A 16535-nucleotide genomic window follows, 5' to 3' on the forward strand; every position below is an offset into this window, starting at 1 on the left:
CTCTCCGCTTCTGAAAGCTCCTTTTTTGAGAGAAGGAGTGATCGTTTGATACAAAGTATTATATTTCGCCTGTTTCGCGTTGCGACCTTGTTACTGGGGTTATCCATTCTTACCTTTTCTCTCATCCATCTGTCTCCTTTGGACCCGGTTAGCGCTTATATCGGAGGGGATAGCTCGGCATCTCCGGAGCAAATTGAGAAGTTCAAGGAATATTGGGGGGTGGACAAAAGTCCGGTGGAGCAATATTTATCCTGGGCCGGAGCGTTATTGCAAGGCAATTTCGGAACTTCGCTGCTGTATCGCAGTCCGGTCGTGGACATTATTCAAAGCCGATTTTTAACATCGCTCGCTTTAATGGGAGCGGCGTGGATTTTATCGGGCGTTATCGGGTATTTCCTGGGGATGACCGCTGCCATGAATAGGGGAAAGGCTGTCGATAAAATCATCAAATGGTACAGCTACACGCTTGTTTCTACGCCGATCTTCTGGATGGGACTCATTCTATTAATCGTCTTTGCCGTCTGGTTAAAATGGTTTCCCGTGGGCTTGGCAGTACCTGCCGGCGTACTGGAAAGTGACGTCCAGTTTATGGACCGGGTTCGTCATTTTGTGTTACCGGCTTTGACTTTAAGCATTCTGGGGGTTGCCAATGTAGCGATGCACACCCGTGAGAAAATGATCGATATTCTAAATACGGAGTATGTCGTTTTTGCAAAGGCAAGGGGAGAAAGCAAATGGCAGATTTTTAAAAATCATGGCCTTCGCAATTCCATTCTTCCAGCCATTTCTCTGCAATTTGCTTATTTCGGCGAGCTTTTCGGCGGCTCTATGCTGGCTGAGCGGGTGTTCGCCTATCCGGGGCTGGGCAGCACGTTAACTACTGCAGGGCTTAAAGGCGACCTCCCTCTAATGGTAGGCATTATTTTGATTAGCTCCGTGTTCGTATTTGCAGGGAATCTGATTGCCGACATTTTGAATAAAGTCGTAGATCCGCGGATGAGGGGAGAGAGCTAAGATGCCGAGCGTTCATGATGGGATGAATGTACGTAAAAAAATGATTCTGTTGCTTTCGCTTTCCTCCGGCTTGCTGCTAACCATTCTGTTCCTCAGCTTTTGGCTTAGCAATGACAATCTTCGCCTGAGCGTCGCGAGCAAAAACCTTGCCCCTAGCCTTGACTATTGGTTCGGAACGGATTGGCTCGGACGGGATATGTTCACGCGTACGATGAAGGGACTTCGTTTGTCGCTGACATTAGGGGCGTTTACCTCTTTGCTCAGCGTGCTGATTGCAACCGTGATGGGAATATGCGCGGCGACCTTCGGCAAAGCGACGGATGCCGTTATTTCTTGGGTGATCGATTTGTTTATCGGCATGCCTCATCTCGTTTTTATGGTAATGATCTGTTTCCTTGCAGGAGGCGGCATATATGGCATCATCTTGGGCGTTTCGCTGACGCATTGGACTGCGCTGGCGAGGCTCGTACGCGCCGAAGTGCATCAAATCAAAAACGCCGAATACATCCAAATATCCGAAAGCTACGGAAAATCCGCGTGGTATATTGCCGGAAAGCATATTTTGCCGTCTATTTTACCTCAAATCATGATCGGCTTTCTGTTGATGTTTCCTCATGTCATCTTGCATGAAGCCGCATTGACCTTTTTGGGGTTCGGGCTTTCACCGCAAACGCCGGCCGTCGGTATCATCCTATCCGAAGCGATGAACCATATTTCAACGGGAAAATGGTGGCTGGTAGTTCTTCCGGGGCTTCTATTGGTAGTAGTCATCAAAAGCTTCGATCATATAGGGGAGCAGATTCGTATTTTATTGGAGCCTGCCAGCTCTAATGAATAGGGGGATCGATACATGATGAACTCAGTTGAAAAAGCGCTGCTTAAGGTGGGAAACTTATCGATCGGCTTCTCGCAATATTTTAAGGGAACGCAAAAACGTGTAATCCGCCCGATAACGGATATGCATGTGGAGATCGGCGAAGGGGAGATCGTTGCCGTCGTTGGAGCAAGCGGTTCGGGCAAAAGCCTGCTGGCCCATGCCGTTCTTGGGATACTGCCCGGCAATGCCATTTGCAGCGGAAGCATTGTTTATAGAGGAGAGGAACTGACAGAGAAGAGGAAGGCGCAGCTTAGGGGGCGAGAAATTTCATTCATTCCGCAGTCCGTAAATTATTTGGACCCCCTAATGCGGGTGGGGAGGTTTGTGCAGATCGGGATGAATAAAAACACCGCGTTGGCAGAGCAGGAAAAGCTATTTGCTCAATACGGCCTGAAGAAAAGCGACGGACGACTGTTTCCTTTTGAGTTGTCGGGCGGGATGCTTCGCAGGGTAATGTTTGCTACAAGCGTCAGGCAAGGTGTCAAACTTGTCATCGCCGACGAGCCGACGCCGGGCATCCATCCGCAGGCGCTTTCCGATATTTTGAGGCAGCTAAAGCAATTTGCATTAGACGGCGCCGGGGTTATGTTCATTACGCACGATATTATGTCGGCCCTCGAAATCGCGGACCGGGTCGCTGTCATCAAAGACGGAGCCACGGTAGAAATTTCCGATGCGGCGGCTTTTGAAGGCAAGGGCGAACGTCTGAAAACCGAATACGCGCAAAGATTATGGAGAGCATTGCCGCAGAATGATTTCGATTCGGAATATAAGGGAAGGGCGGCGGGTGAGCAATGGCGCTGATCGGAGAGAACCTAGGTCATTATTATCAACGAGACCATTGGATTATTAAGGATGTAAACCTATCCCTAGCGCCAGGCGAGGTGCTGGGTTTATCCGGATATAGCGGATGCGGAAAATCGACGCTGGCCAGAGTGTTGGCCGGGTATATAACCCCCCGTACGGGCCGTGTAACTTCCGATCATCAGGAGATGGAGAGGCGGACTTTTCGCCCGGTGCAATTGATATACCAGCATCCGGAAAAGGCGATTAACCCCAAATGGCGTATGAGGGACGTATTGACCGAATCTTACGCGCCCTCGCAAGACATACTGGATGCGTTCGAAATTCGGGAGGAGTGGATGAACCGCTGGCCCCTCGAGTTATCCGGCGGCGAGAAGCAGCGCTTCTGCATTGTCCGGGCATTGAATCCAGCAACAAAATATATTATTGCCGATGAAATGACCACCATGCTGGATGCCATTACACAGGCTAAAATTTGGCATGCATTTCTTAGCATCTGCAAAAGTCGGGATATCGGTGTCATCGTGGTCAGTCACGAGAGCAGTTTATTAAATCGGTTATGTGATCGGATTTACAAAGTAGGCGAGTAGGGAAACCGATGCGGCTCGAGCCATTTTCAGCATTCCTTCAATGGAAGTTTGGTAATGTATAGACTAGGTACGCACCGTTCGGCATAAGAAGTTCTTGGCATGAAGTGAAACTTTTGGCAGGCTTGCTGCGTATAGGAGGAGGGAAAAATATAAATAGAGGAGATTGCCGATGCGAAAAAAAATAGCACTGCTGGTCATGAGCTGCTTGTGTGCCGTCATGCCTTTATCTGCCGCAAGCGTTGCCGGTGCGGAGCCCGTGCCGGAATACGTAACCACTGTGGAGGATTTGCCGCTTTATAGCTCGCCGAACCTAAGAGCAGCCGCGGAAGGTGCCATCGGCCCGCAATCGATGCAGGTGCTCGAAACGAAAGAAGCCGGCGGACGCAAGTGGTTTTCCGTGAATACGTGGCTCGGACCGAAGTGGATAACGCCGAGCTTCGACTATCGAGGCTCGATCAAGAAGACGGAGCCTTTTTACTTGCAGCTATACGAGGATACCGTAATTTACGATTACCCGTCCGAGCCTTCTAAGACGCGTTATCACATATCGCCGCAAATGGTTCAAGCGGATGCCGTCGCATACGTATACAACCCTGGCGAACAGATGTATTGGCAGTATCGCGCCGTTCGCATCGATACATGGCTCGGCAAAAAATGGATTATTCCGGAACGATTCCTGCCGAATGTGCAAAAGACAGACGAGACGGTTTCCCTTGACACTTACACGCTATTGTTCGACAAGCCGGCGGACGCGCTTGATTCAGGACCGGGGGCTATGTTCAATCATACGTATTCCTATTTGCCGATCCGCGGGATGATCGAGCCGCAAACCGTTCAAGCCTTTGAAAAAGTAACATTCAGCAATTTCAACATTTCTTGGTATCATGTGCGAACGGCATCCGGCGATTCCGCTTGGGTGAATACGCGGATGAAGATGCCCGGCGAAATCGTACAGGAGGATCGAACCTACGAGCTGACGAGGACAACGGCGATCCAGCGGTATCCGTTCGACTTCGCGCCGGCGATCGGAGCTGTCGCTCCGCAGCAGGTTCAAAGCTTCGAGCGGGCAGGCGACTGGATCCATGTGCATACGTGGGCGGGCGACGGCTGGCTTCGTATCAAAGACGAGAGAACCCTAGACATGACGGACAGCGGGCAGCAGGTGCAAGTCGGCGTCACGCCGAACCCGTTTCCAAACTATGAAGCCGGCGGACCGATGCATGTAGGTCTTGAAGGAACGATTGCCGCAACAGATACGACTTACACAAGAAGCGACATCGAGCTTCGTCTGGAAATATACAATGACAAAGGCGAGAACCAGGAAATATCCAAGACGATGTATAACATCGGAGCTGGAGAGTCGCGCAATTTCTTTATCATGGTCAGCGCCGATTTCAACTTCGGCGGAGCGAAGGTGCGGCTGAAATCGGCTTCGTTAAAGCCTGCTGAAGACCGGACGCAGGATTTGTATGATATGATTTCGCGCTTGGAATAGTAAGTAACGCTCCAATGAAGAAGCTTCTATCACTAAGAGAAACTCCCATAAAAAATCTCCATCCCGCTATATTCGGTGGGAATGGAGTTTTTTTATGCAGACGGTTGTGATTACTAACCTTGCGAAAGTTCGATCAAACGCGGAGTAATCATATATTTCCTGGCTTCAGTCTTGTTCGCGATGGAATCCACTATCATCCGAGCAGCGATCGTCCCCATCTCAAAAGGGGATTGATCGATGTAAGCAACCGGAAACAGGCAATCGGGATGAAAAAGAGGCTGATCGCAGCAAATGATTTTCATATGCGGCAAATTCAGTTTAACGCATGCCATCCCTACATATTGAGCAAGCAAGGCATCGACGGTCGCGATCGCATCCAATTGCCTGTTGTTTTGCAAGAAGGATAAAATCTCCTGCGGCACTTCATCCCGATTCAATTCTTCCAGTATGGCGGGAGAAATCGAGAGGATGCTCGCCTCGGGTAAAGGATCTCTTCCCATACGGACCAGCGCCGATTGGAAGCTGCTGATGCGGTCACTTACTCCGATTGTATAAAGGGGAGGATAAGAGACAAGTCCGATGCGCTTAGCATCCCGCTTGCACAAGTATTCGACCATCAGCGTACCGATTTCCTGAGTATTGCAATAAACGCCATTCGTGCGAATATCCTGCATCGTTCTTTCCACCAGCACGACATGGTGCTTATTTAATACCAATCTTGCGATGTCATCGTTGAAATGCTGCTCTCCTTGACATGCGACAATAATGATACCGTCGACAGGCAAGTCCAGAAACGCCTGTATCGCTTGCGATTCCTCTTCCCGCCCTTTGATGCGCTTGAAAATAAAATGATAGGACAGCTGGCTGAGCGCGGCCTCCACCCCCGAAATCAACAGAGAGGAGTAGCGGAATTCCATCCATGGCATGATGAAGCCGATCATTTTTTTTGAAGCGGGCATTGCCGAAAACTGCTGCGGAGCCGTTTCTTTGACTTGGTCGACAGCTGTTCTCGACGCGACGAATGTTCCTTTACCCCGGTGCCGGTATAAATACCCTTCGTTAACCAATCCCATCACAGCGCTTTTCGCCGTAATGCGGCTTACCTGGAATTGTTCGGCAATCTCCCGTTCGGGAGGAATTTGATGATGGACCGGCCAGTGTCCGTTCTCAATCCGTTCTAATATATAATCGTGAATTTGCGAGTATAAAGGCTTCTTTGCGTTCATCGTCAAGGCCACCCCGAATCGAATAATAACGAAATAAAGTATATATCATTATCTTCGTCATATCAATAAATTGTAATGCTCCATAATAACGGTCGGAATCAAGAAAAGACAAACGTTTGGGGATAAATGCAGAACAAAAACAAACCTTCGCAAAACAATAAGATATATCAATATATGTATTGACATATCAATGTGATGATGATAATCTTTGCCTGTAAACGCTTCCTGTAAGTATGTTTTCAGGGATAAACAGCAATTTCGCGCATGAAGATTGGATATATCATTTCATGAGGAGGCTTCTTGCAATGAAAGGGACATTGATCGATTTATCGATGGATATCTACCACGCCGCTCCGACATTTGCTTTCGACCCGAAATGCGCCGTAATCGTTCATAATACTGTCGATAGCATTGGATATAACATCACTCATCTATCGATGAGCACGCATCAAGGGACGCATTTGGACGCGCCGTTTCATTTTTTGGATGACGGCAAAACCGTAGAACAGCTCGATCTGAACAAATGCATCGGAGAGGCCCTGCTAGTCGACTTATCCCATAAGCAGCCCAAGGAGCCGATAACGCCTGAAGATTTTGCGGGTTATGCGGATCGGATCGGCGAAGGGACGCGTCTTATTTATCGGACCGACTGGCATAAGCAATATCCGCAGAAGCTTTATTTTTTCGATTTTCCTTACATGACGATCGAATTAGCCGAATGGCTGGCCGAACGTAAAATCGCTTTGATCGGCATGGATGTGCCGACGCCGAATCCTACGGATTACGATCCGGTTCACAAAATATTGCTGTCCGCCGAAATCGTCATTGTCGAAGGTTTGGCGAATTTGGGCGATATCGGGACGGACACTTTTTTCTTTATGGCGGCCCCTTTGCGTATCCGAGGCAGAGACGGCTCGCCGGTTCGGGCGCTTGCGATGGTAAATAGCGAGACGGCGGGGGGAGACCGATGAACGCTTACCAGGTAGCCGTTACGGATTATGGATTCCCCGACTTAAAGCAAGAAAAGGCGATACTGGAGCCGCTCGGCTTTCATTTTGTAACCGGATCGTGTAAAACGTCGGCGGAGGTCGCGGCACTTTGCCAAGACGCCGATGCCGTGCTGACGCAATGGGCCCCGGTGACCGCCGACGCGATCGAGGCGTTCCGTAAATGCCGGATCATCGTCCGGTACGGGATCGGTGTAGACAACGTCGACCTTGAGGCGGCCAAACGCAAAAACATTCCCGTCGTCAACGTTCCCGACTACGCCGTGAACGAGGTTGCCGATCACACGCTGTCGCTGATGCTCGGCATCGTACGCAAAATTCCGCAAATCGTACAGCGCGTACGCGCCGGCGAATGGGAAATCGCTCCTTGCCGGCCGATCATCGGGCTGCAAAATAGAGTAATCGGCGTCGCGGGGTTCGGCAATATCGCCAAAGCGGTCGTGCAAAGGGCGCAAGCCTTCGGTCTTACCGCTATCGGCTACGACCCGTTCGTCAGCGAAGAAGTTTTTGCCAGGCACGGTGTAGAGAAGGTCGATTGGCAGACGCTGCTTTCACGAAGCGACATCGTCTCCGTACACTTGCCGCTTACAAAGGAAACGAGGCATATTTTCAATGAACAAGCGTTTCGTGCGATGAAGCGGACGAGTTTTCTCGTGAACACCTCAAGGGGCGGTACGATTCATACTTCCGCATTGATCGAAGCGCTTCAAAGCGGCGAAATCGCAGGAGCGGCGCTTGACGTTCTGGAGGAAGAACCGGTCGCTCCGGACAGTCCTTTGCTTCAAATGGACTCCTGCATCGTAACAAGCCACTGCGCTTGGTATTCGGAGAATGCTCTAATGCGACTGCAAGAATATGCCGCGCTGGAAATAAAGCGGTTGTTCAGCGGCGAGACGCTGCGGCACATTGTTAACGGTGTCGGCAAATCATAAACCGCCGTTCCGAGGATAGATTCAAGCATGATAGAGAGGGGCGCGGCAATGAAAGCATTGGTGTATTACGGTCCGAAGCAAATAACGCTTGAACAATATGACATGCCGGAGTTAAAGCAGGGCGAGGCGCTTATCCGCATCGAAGCTGTGGGTATATGCGGCAGCGAGCTGGAAGGGTACCTGGGACATAGCAGCGTGAGAACGCCTCCGCTTGTCATGGGGCATGAATTTTGCGGGGGGATCGAGCGTATTGCCCCTGATGTAACCGGCGTTCAGACAGGTGACAAAGGTATTGTCAATCCGCTCATTTCCTGCGGCGCATGCGATCGATGTGCGGCCGGCAGACCGAACATATGCCGGAATCGACAAATTATCGGCATTCATCGGCCGGGTGCGTTTGCCGAGTATGCAGCCGTTCCCGCTGCTAATATTTACCGAGTCCCGAATGAATTGGATTCGGATCTGGCTTCATTGGCGGAGCCGCTCGCAGTTTGTATTCACGCGGTCAAGCTCGGTTTGCGGCCATTTGAAGACGCGGTTATATACGGCGCGGGTCCGATCGGCCTATTGACGCTCCAGGCAGCTCGGCAAATGGGCGCGGGACGCATCTTGGTCGTTGACCGTCAGCAAGAGAGGCTTGCTTTCGCCAGACAACTTGGTGCGGAGACTGCTTTGCCCGAGCAGGCGGAAGAAGCTTTCGATTCTCTCCTCTCCGCCCGCGGCGTCGATACGATTATCGATTGCGTAGGCGTTCAAGCGACGCGCGAACAAGCGATTCAGCTCGTGAACCCCGGCGGAAGTATAGTGATTGTAGGGCTCGGACAAGATCAATCGACTTTGTCGATGAATCACGTCGTTCGACGGGAAATCTCTCTTATCGGGTCGTACACTTACACGAATGCCGATTTTGAACAAGCGGTTTATTTGCTGACGAACGGCTGCATTTCAAAAGAAAGTTGGTCGACAACATGCAGCTTGGATGAAGCGCCGGACGCATTCGCGGCTTTAACCGACGGCACCGCCAAGTTCAGCAAAATTATCATCAATCCGAATGGAGGGAGACCCACCCATGGCTAGCTTAGCTGGGAAAACAGCCGTCGTAACGGGTAGCACACGAGGGATCGGCAGAGGAATTGCCGTTCGATACGGAAGAGAAGGCGCGAATGTCGTCGTTTCCGGAACAAATCCGGACTTATGCGAAGAAGTCGCAGCGTTGATTCGTCAGGAAGGCGGCTCGGCGGTCGGGATTCCGTGCGATATTTCCAAGCTTGAGGAAATCAATCATTTATACGATAAAACGCTCGAAACGTTCGGCGAAATCAATATTGTCGTAAACAATGCGGGAATCGCCGTGTTTAAGCCTTTTGTCGAAGTTGATCCCGAAACGGTCAAACGCATTTGGGACGTCAATTTATTCGGTACCTTCTTCAGCGGCCAGCGGGCGGCGAAGGAAATGATTCGGCAAGGTAAAGGAGGCAAAATCATCAACATGTCTTCCATCTCCGAAGAAGTCGGGACCGCGGATTTGACGCAATACGCCGTCACCAAAGGCGGGATCAAAATTATGACCAAATGTATGGCCTTGGAATTGGCGGCGCACAAAATAAACGTAAACGCCATTGGCGCCGGCGTGATCGATACCGATATAAGCGCGGAGGAGTTCGCTAAGCCGGGGATGAGGGAGGCCACGATCCAACGTATTCCATGGGGAAGGATGGGAGCGCCCGAAGATATTGCCGGCACCGCCGTTTTTCTTGCGGGTAACGATTCCGACTATTTGACGGGTACGACGATATTTGTCGATGGCGGACTGATCGCGATGTAGCTTCCGTGTAAAACCTGAAATTCATGCAAAGCCATATTAAAGATAACGCTAATCGACCTGGATCATTTTTGGCAGATCCAAGCCGGTTGGCGTTTTTGTTGAATACATAAAGGAGATCGGTTAGTAAAAGGAGTATCGCGATGAACGACTATTCGATTACGGCGTTAACCATGACAAGAGTTTTTGAAGTAGCGCCGGAAAGAGTTTTTGATGCGTGGCTGAACCCCGAAATGATGAGAAAATGGCTGTTCACATTAGAGGGAACAAATAAAGTGGCGCAAAATAATCCTCAAGTAGGCGGCACTTGGGAAATCGTCGATCATCGTGGCGGGAAGGACTATCGGGCGATAGGAGAGTACCTTGAAATCGATCCTCCCCATAAACTGGTATTTACGTTCAGAATGCCGCAATTTAGCGATACGGTGGATACCATTACGGTTGAATTCAAGAAGCTGCAGCAAGGCTGTGAAATGACCTTTACGCATAACATCGTCGTTCCTCACGAACAAAATTGGACGAAAGGCGATATCGAAAAAGCGCTTGGCGAGTATCGCGACGGATCCGAGCATGGCTGGAATTCGATGTTCTTGGGGATGAAGGAATTGGTCGAGACAGGAAAAATCAGTTATACCGGATAAACCGCGACATCGTCAGAGCGACCGTGAAAACTTCATAAGGTTGCCTGATAAAAATAACCCGATAACGACAACGACAGTCGCCGTTAAATCTATGAGCGTAACCGCTTCATTGAGGAAAATAGCCGCCAATAAAAAGCCGAATATGGGTGTCATGAATAACCAATTGTTTGCCCTGACCGGATCTTGCTTCAGCATAAAGAACCAAAGCAGCATGGTCCCGATTGAAATGATGAAGACCAGCCATAACAGTGATCCAAGGAAATGAAAGTTGAAGCGGATGAAAAATTCGTCTTTTTCGAGCAAATAGGTGACGGGCAACGAAACGATGCCGCCAAAACATAGCTGCCATGTATTGATCACAATGCTTGGCAGTTTTAAGTCGGCTTTCTTGTAGTAAACACTCCCAAACGCCATCGAGAGCATCCCGACTCCTAAAATGATCAAACCGTTTATACTCGCTTGGCCATTTGCTAAGGAGGGCCATGTTGCTATCCACAATCCAATTGCCGCGACGATCATTCCTAACCATTCTAGGAACGAAACGCCCCGTTTCAACCAAATATAAGAAAAACACGCGACGAGAAAAGGATTCGCTGCCACGAACAAATTAAACAAACCCGCCGATACATAGTTTAGTGCCCAGAAGGTTGCACCCAGATAAATCGTCGTATTAAGCAGACCTAACCGAATCAAAGGAAGCCATTGTCCAGGTCGCGGCCAAGGATATTTCTTATGAAACGCATAAACATAAAGGAAAAGCAGCAATCCGGCAAGAAGAAATCGAATCGTAGCCAATGCCAGCGGAGAGGTGGATTCCAAGCCGAACTTCGTGGCAATGGCTGCAGAAGACCATAAAAGCGCAAACAATAAACCTAGTGCTGTTGTCATGCTAGTTACTCCTTAAAAATGTGCTGCCCAAAAACCGCGATTCACAAGAAATCACAGTTTGAATGGGAGCTTGGCCTGACCGGTCAAGTTCATCTATCATTGTACATAGCTTTACTTGCTCGTTCTTGCCTCGATTTCAGATGTTTTTTTACTTCATTTTGCGTATTGAATGTTTTGTGCGGTATTGGCTCGGCGTTGATTCTTCATTTTTTTTGAACAACCGCGTTAAGGAGGATTGCTGTTCCAAGCCAACTTGAAGAGCGATCTGAAGAACTGAGAGGGTAGTATCACGCAGCAGTTCCTTCGCTTTATTTAATCGGACTTCTTGTATATAAGCGGACGGCGATTTTCCGGTTTCCTTCAGAAACCAGTCCGTATAATAGGAGCGATTATAATGCTCGATTGCGGCTAACTGTTGTACCGTAATGTTTTCGTTGTAGTGATCATGAATATATTGGATAGATCTAGGTTGTCGTTCCTGCAGCAAATGATGCGAAATATAAGGATAAAGCTCCTTAAGAGCGGCTCGTTGAGCATTTTCTTCCAATTCATTCAAGATAAGATAACGAATACCTTTCCATTTGTTATTCCATGAGTAGGGAATTCCTTTCTTGTTCATCCTGCCCGCGGGAACCATGAAATGGGGGATATCCAAAACCAAAAATTCGTTGCGAACGGTAGAATGAAAAGTATGATTGCATGCAGGAGGGACATATAACACTAGCTGCTCGTCAAGCAGAAAGTTGTCCGCTCCTACTTCAATAGCCAGTACACCGTGCAAAGGTAAAATTAATTGCGCAAACGAATGGGAGTGCGTCACTTGATCAGCGGTATACGTCCGCCGCTCCGCTGCAAGCTCTTTATAAATGTTCATTTCAGCTTCCACCTTCGTAAAAAAATCAATGGCACAATTCTACGCCGAATCCGTTTAAGTGGCAATGGTGGAATTCCATATGTATGTATCCTCCAATTCATAGCGAAAGACGACCCGAAGCCGGGCCGTCTTTTTTGAAGTCTCAGAAAAGTATTTCCTCCGCTGATTGTTCAACTTCCCGGTTAACGCGCCTGTCCTTAAAGGATGGCGAAGCCGTTTATCCTTGGGTGGAATCCTTATAAGTCTATTCTGATTCTTACAGCTGCCGCAAACAAGCATGAATTTCTTTGATTGTTGTTAACGCACTTCTCTCTAAGGTCATCAGCTCGCTTACAATAGCGACACATCGTTCCTTCTCTTTTATTTCACGGACAGGCGGCTCCTCGTACGGATACATGTCTCTCAAGGCTTTATACTTGGATGAAATCTCGCTGTATATTTGTATTCCTTCATCAATTAACCGTTCGTTTATTTCGAGAGGTTTACTTTTGAGCTCTGTTAAGAACCTGACTGCATGATTCCTGCTCTCATTTAATATCTCTACGAAAAGACTAAAATAATAGTTATGAATGTCATCGTTTGCCAATGCACGTAACCAACGTTCATAAGCGCTTTGCCCAACAAAGTACATTTTCCCCATCCATGTATACGTTCCTTCTTCATTCAAACGAATAACAAATTCAAGAGCATCTCTTATAACAGATAAATCCTCTGCTGCTTGGATCGGGTATGCCCAATGCAAAGAAATATGACCACCGGTCGGATTTGCGTATTCGGCAGCTTTTCGAGAATTTACACAATTGATGCAGGGACAAAGGCTAAGACCCAATAAGTCCCAAGGAATAACGTCTTCGCTATGCTCGTACCCCGTGTGCCAGGAATCCGTATAATAACCGATATCATCATAAGCATTAATAACCGAGGTTTGATTCCCGATATCGATGTTTTTGGCAAATACCGGCTGTTTGGCGTTAATCGCTTGTTTGGCTTTCTCCCAAGCCTCCGCCTGTAAGCTTTTGAAATAATCCCCTTCAGCGTAAGCATGGATGCCTTCGATATTTACTCCAATATTACGAGCAAGCTTAAAAATCTCCGGCTCTGGCGGTCCGCCATTCGGTTCCATTAAATCTTCATCGAGTATGTGCAAGAAAGCAAGCCCCGTAATGCCATAAATCGAAGATGTTGTAAGAGGGATTTGGTAGTAGTCCGTAACCGACTTGATGGCGCCCAGCAGAGAAGCATCCAGTCCGCTGAATTTGTAATGATCTAACCGTATCGTGTTAGCAGATCTCATTTGTACGTCGTCCTGCATTTGAACACCTCCAATTATTGGCATGCTTAAGTTACAGGAAATTCCATTATTTCACTGGTAATTATAGCAATATACTTATTCGATTTTCCAATAGAAATTTCAAAAACGAGCAGGATTGTTTCCTTCCATGCACGAAACTTCATATTAGAAGCAGAATGGAGGTGGGCGATTTTTGAATACACTTAATGATGAGTTCATAAAGAACGAAATCATACTTGATCTTAAGAGGAAGTTCTCATGGACAATTCATTCTGCAAATCCGATTCATCTAGGTTATGGAAATTTGAAATGGATTTTTGAAACGGATCACGATGCCGTCTTTGTAAAGCAATATAACAAAATCAGATATAGAAGAGGACTGGACGGCGTACGCCAAGCGCTTAAGGTTCAACATTTGATGCGTCTCGACGGAATACCCTGCCGGCCCCTGTATCGTTTTGAAGACGAATATATCCTTACAACATCTTCTGGAGAAGAATATATGATTTCTGGAGTGAGTGAAGGGAAGCTAGTAGAGGCTGGGCAAGTAAATGGCAATCAAATGTATAGCCTTGGTGAAGCTACCGGTCGAATGCACGTATGGATGAGAACAAACATGCCGCAATTACAAGCCTTACAGTGGGAGTTGCCTTCTAAAGAAAAGATGGTTGATAAAGTACAGATGAACTTATCCGAAACAAAAAAAGCAAATAATGAAAGGTACTCGGAAGCGATCGAGAAGCAAATCATGATTCTTAACAATTTGGACATGGATATTTTCAATGCTTGTAAGATGGGATGGGCGCATTGGGATATGCATGTTGATAATATTATGTTCCACGAAGATAAAGTGGCGGATATTTTGGACTTTGATCGGCTTCATTTTGTTTATCCGGATTTTGATATTTCTCGTGCCATTCTCTCCGGAGCTCTTTCTAATCAAACATTAAATACCGATACAACCAGAGCCTTTATTGAAGGATATCGAAAATATCATGAGCTAAGTGTTGACCGATTGGTTCGTTCAATGAAGTTGACTTGGTATAAAGAATGCAAGTGGATAGCTGAGCAGTTTCAACATGATCCAACGATGGGCCGGTTTATCGATGAGATGATTTGGATTGGGGATGAATGGTGTAATCTCGAAGAGATATTTAATGTGTTTAAGTAAGTGTGGATGTAAGTTCAAGAACCCCTTAATCGGTTAATGGAATTAAGTAAATGAACCCGCGGATTTTGTGCAATGAGTTCAGCTTGTTTGAAGCAATCTTTACTGGTACAGCAGAAAAGATGTTTTTGGGTTAGCTAATGAGGAAATGAAAACGAATGTTCGAATTTCCTCATTATTTCATATCTATGCGATGATTCTTTTCTGTGGAACAAAAGGAGTGAAGAGTATGGAACATAAAAAATTGATCAGCGCATTCAAAAAAGAGATTAATAAAATAAAAAAAGAAACGATTAGTGAAGATACGATTCGTGAATGGTACGATCTAATAAAAGAAAGTATACAAAAGGATAGGAAAGACGGCTACCAAGCAACTATTGCTCGTAATCTAACGATTGGAATAGGCGTGCATGCCGGAGAATATCCTAAACAACTAATTTTACATGGGGAAAAAGAAGGCTGGAAATATATCACGCGGTTTCTTTTGTGGCAAGAACATATTCTAGAGAAACTTTTTGATTATAAAGAGGTTTCTTCCAGAACGATTGGGTGTATTATAGGCTTATCGGCAATTTGGGAAATGAATGATTTGGCAAAACGGTCCAGAGATTATTTTCAATTATTATTTGAAAGCAATAAAGAAAAATACGCTCAAAAAGAAACTCATCATTTGTTTATGGCACTATTATATGATTTACACACAACTGAAAAAATAAATCAGGAGCTATATGCCATATTACCGGAGCAAAATGTGTATAAAAGGCTTCTGGACAACTGGTATACCGCAGATGAAAAACTGTTGGGAAACTTGCTTTTTGAAATTTGCGACTTTCATATTTATAGTTCGTTGGATCTAAAAAATAAATTTTCTGAAATTTTATCAATGAACTATATTCCTTATGAAGTTCGGCTCATCGAGAAAATTAGACAAAATCAAGGATTAATACCTTTTCAAATCGAACATCCTTTGCTAGAAACCCAACTCGCTAATATTCCTGAATATAAATACGAATGGGATTTGTCAAAGGATGAAGTATATCAGTATTTAGTGACATGCTCCCACCACTTATAGAAGCGGGGGCTTCCGATTTGGGAGTGAGGTGCGTTACTGTGGAACCGATCCGTTTGAATGAAATCCCAAATGAACTATTCGATAGCCTAGGTACCGTTAAAAACATATATTTCCCCAGTCAAGGTCATACATCCGATGTAGGGATCATTGAAAGTGCAAAAGGCCGCTTTGTTATAAAAAGAACAAAAGGCGAACAGTATTGTTCCTGGCTGTCTCGAGAAGTGCATGCGTTGAACTGCTTAACCGGTACAAGCTTGCCGATTCCCGCCGTTTATCAAGTGGTTGAACAAAAAAATGAAAACCAGGCGTGGGCGCTGATGCAATATTTTGAAGGGGAAACGTTAAGAGAGGCATTATACAAAGAGAAAAATACGGATAGAAGGCACGAAATGATTTTTTTATTTCGGAGCCGTTTTGTCAAATATTCATTTAACGCCTTGCCCGAAACAATTGGTTGGAGAGTCCGTCTGGCTGGATGAAATGTTAGTTCAAGCGGAATATAACTTCAACCATTACGCAGTCGACGGAACGGCGGATCTACTGCAATTTTTGAAGGCGAATAAACCCAAGCCGATACCAAATACGTTAATACACGGCGACTTTAATACTAGCAATGTTTTAGTTTCTGCCGGTAAAATAACGAGTGTGATCGATTGGAGCGGCGCAGGGTTCGGAGATCCGAGATACGATATGTCGTTAGCGATTCGGCCTAAACCGAACCTATTTGAAATTCAGTCGGAAATCGATATTTTTTTTGAAGGTTATGGCACAAACATATTGGGCGAGCGGGAGTACAAATACTTCAATGAGGGCTTGTACGAATTTTTCTGATTC

Annotated in this window: 18 protein-coding genes; 14 read left to right on the forward strand and 4 right to left on the reverse strand. The window is 46.8% G+C overall.

Annotated features, from left to right (window positions below):
- Positions 1-45: 45 nt before the first annotated feature.
- The 5 genes from DQG23_RS03160 (at position 46) to DQG23_RS03180 (ending at position 4780) form a co-directional block, all read left to right on the forward strand.
- On the forward strand, positions 46-1014 hold the full coding sequence (locus DQG23_RS03160) for an ABC transporter permease (protein WP_113029317.1): 969 nt from the start codon (positions 46-48) through the stop codon (positions 1012-1014).
- A 1-nt stretch (position 1015) separates the two neighbouring features.
- Positions 1016-1852, forward strand: coding sequence for an ABC transporter permease (locus DQG23_RS03165; RefSeq protein WP_113029318.1), 837 nt, complete (start codon positions 1016-1018; stop codon positions 1850-1852).
- A 12-nt stretch (positions 1853-1864) separates the two neighbouring features.
- Positions 1865-2695: an ATP-binding cassette domain-containing protein gene (locus tag DQG23_RS03170; protein ID WP_202865853.1), complete on the forward strand. Its 831-nt coding sequence runs from the start codon at positions 1865-1867 to the stop codon at positions 2693-2695.
- Entirely contained in the window at positions 2686-3285 is a 600-nt protein-coding gene (locus DQG23_RS03175) for an ABC transporter ATP-binding protein (protein WP_113029319.1), read from the forward strand. Before DQG23_RS03170 ends, DQG23_RS03175 begins: the two co-directional genes overlap by 10 nt.
- A 169-nt stretch (positions 3286-3454) precedes the next feature.
- Positions 3455-4780, forward strand: coding sequence for an SH3 domain-containing protein (locus DQG23_RS03180; RefSeq protein ID WP_113029320.1), 1326 nt, complete (start codon positions 3455-3457; stop codon positions 4778-4780).
- Between the two features lie 113 nt (positions 4781-4893).
- Here the strand turns inward: DQG23_RS03180 and DQG23_RS03185 are convergent, their stop codons facing one another.
- Entirely contained in the window at positions 4894-6006 is a 1113-nt protein-coding gene (locus DQG23_RS03185) for a GntR family transcriptional regulator (protein ID WP_113029321.1), read from the reverse strand.
- Between the two features lie 305 nt (positions 6007-6311).
- Here DQG23_RS03185 and DQG23_RS03190 point away from each other — a divergent pair, with 305 nt between their 5' ends.
- From DQG23_RS03190 to DQG23_RS03210, 5 genes are all read left to right on the forward strand, one after another.
- Positions 6312-6977 carry a cyclase family protein gene (locus tag DQG23_RS03190; RefSeq protein ID WP_158560272.1) on the forward strand — a complete coding sequence of 222 codons (666 nt, stop codon included), beginning with the start codon at positions 6312-6314 and terminating at the stop codon, positions 6975-6977.
- Positions 6974-7945, forward strand: coding sequence for a C-terminal binding protein (locus tag DQG23_RS03195; RefSeq protein ID WP_113029323.1), 972 nt, complete (start codon positions 6974-6976; stop codon positions 7943-7945). Before DQG23_RS03190 ends, DQG23_RS03195 begins: the two co-directional genes overlap by 4 nt.
- A gap of 48 nt (positions 7946-7993) precedes the next feature.
- Entirely contained in the window at positions 7994-9022 is a 1029-nt protein-coding gene (locus DQG23_RS03200) for a zinc-dependent alcohol dehydrogenase (protein ID WP_158560273.1), read from the forward strand.
- Entirely contained in the window at positions 9015-9770 is a 756-nt protein-coding gene (locus DQG23_RS03205) for an SDR family NAD(P)-dependent oxidoreductase (RefSeq protein WP_158560274.1), read from the forward strand. The genes DQG23_RS03200 and DQG23_RS03205 overlap by 8 nt, the downstream gene beginning before the upstream one ends.
- 140 nt (positions 9771-9910) lie before the next feature.
- Complete coding sequence (locus tag DQG23_RS03210) at positions 9911-10408, forward strand: SRPBCC family protein (RefSeq protein WP_113029326.1); 498 nt, start codon at positions 9911-9913, stop codon at positions 10406-10408.
- A gap of 12 nt (positions 10409-10420) precedes the next feature.
- Here DQG23_RS03210 and DQG23_RS03215 read toward each other — a convergent pair whose 3' ends face one another.
- From DQG23_RS03215 to DQG23_RS03225, 3 genes are all read right to left on the reverse strand, one after another.
- Positions 10421-11296: a DMT family transporter gene (locus DQG23_RS03215; RefSeq protein ID WP_113029327.1), complete on the reverse strand. Its 876-nt coding sequence runs from the start codon at positions 11294-11296 to the stop codon at positions 10421-10423.
- 148 nt (positions 11297-11444) lie between these two features.
- Positions 11445-12170 (reverse strand): helix-turn-helix transcriptional regulator, encoded by a 726-nt coding sequence (locus DQG23_RS03220; RefSeq protein WP_113029328.1) that lies wholly within the window; start codon positions 12168-12170, stop codon positions 11445-11447.
- 256 nt (positions 12171-12426) lie between these two features.
- A complete protein-coding gene (locus DQG23_RS03225; RefSeq protein WP_113029329.1) occupies positions 12427-13482 on the reverse strand; it encodes a cysteine peptidase family C39 domain-containing protein in 1056 nt (351 codons plus the stop codon).
- Positions 13483-13654: 172 nt separating this feature from the next.
- Between DQG23_RS03225 and DQG23_RS03230 the strand changes: the two genes are divergently transcribed.
- The 4 genes from DQG23_RS03230 (at position 13655) to DQG23_RS42840 (ending at position 16532) form a co-directional block, all read left to right on the forward strand.
- Complete coding sequence (locus DQG23_RS03230; RefSeq protein WP_113029330.1) at positions 13655-14632, forward strand: phosphotransferase enzyme family protein; 978 nt, start codon at positions 13655-13657, stop codon at positions 14630-14632.
- A 226-nt stretch (positions 14633-14858) separates the two neighbouring features.
- A complete protein-coding gene (locus DQG23_RS03235) occupies positions 14859-15701 on the forward strand; it encodes a hypothetical protein (protein WP_113029331.1) in 843 nt (280 codons plus the stop codon).
- 38 nt (positions 15702-15739) lie between these two features.
- The gene (locus tag DQG23_RS42835; protein WP_238177720.1) at positions 15740-16180 is read left to right on the forward strand and encodes a protein kinase family protein; all 441 of its coding nucleotides are present in this window, start codon (positions 15740-15742) and stop codon (positions 16178-16180) included.
- A complete protein-coding gene (locus DQG23_RS42840; RefSeq protein ID WP_337589383.1) occupies positions 16152-16532 on the forward strand; it encodes a phosphotransferase family protein in 381 nt (126 codons plus the stop codon). The genes DQG23_RS42835 and DQG23_RS42840 overlap by 29 nt, the downstream gene beginning before the upstream one ends.
- Positions 16533-16535 lie beyond the last annotated feature (3 nt).

Origin of the sequence: Paenibacillus contaminans (assembly GCF_003285015.1) — a bacterium.
GTDB lineage: Bacteria > Bacillota > Bacilli > Paenibacillales > NBRC-103111 > Paenibacillus_V > Paenibacillus_V contaminans.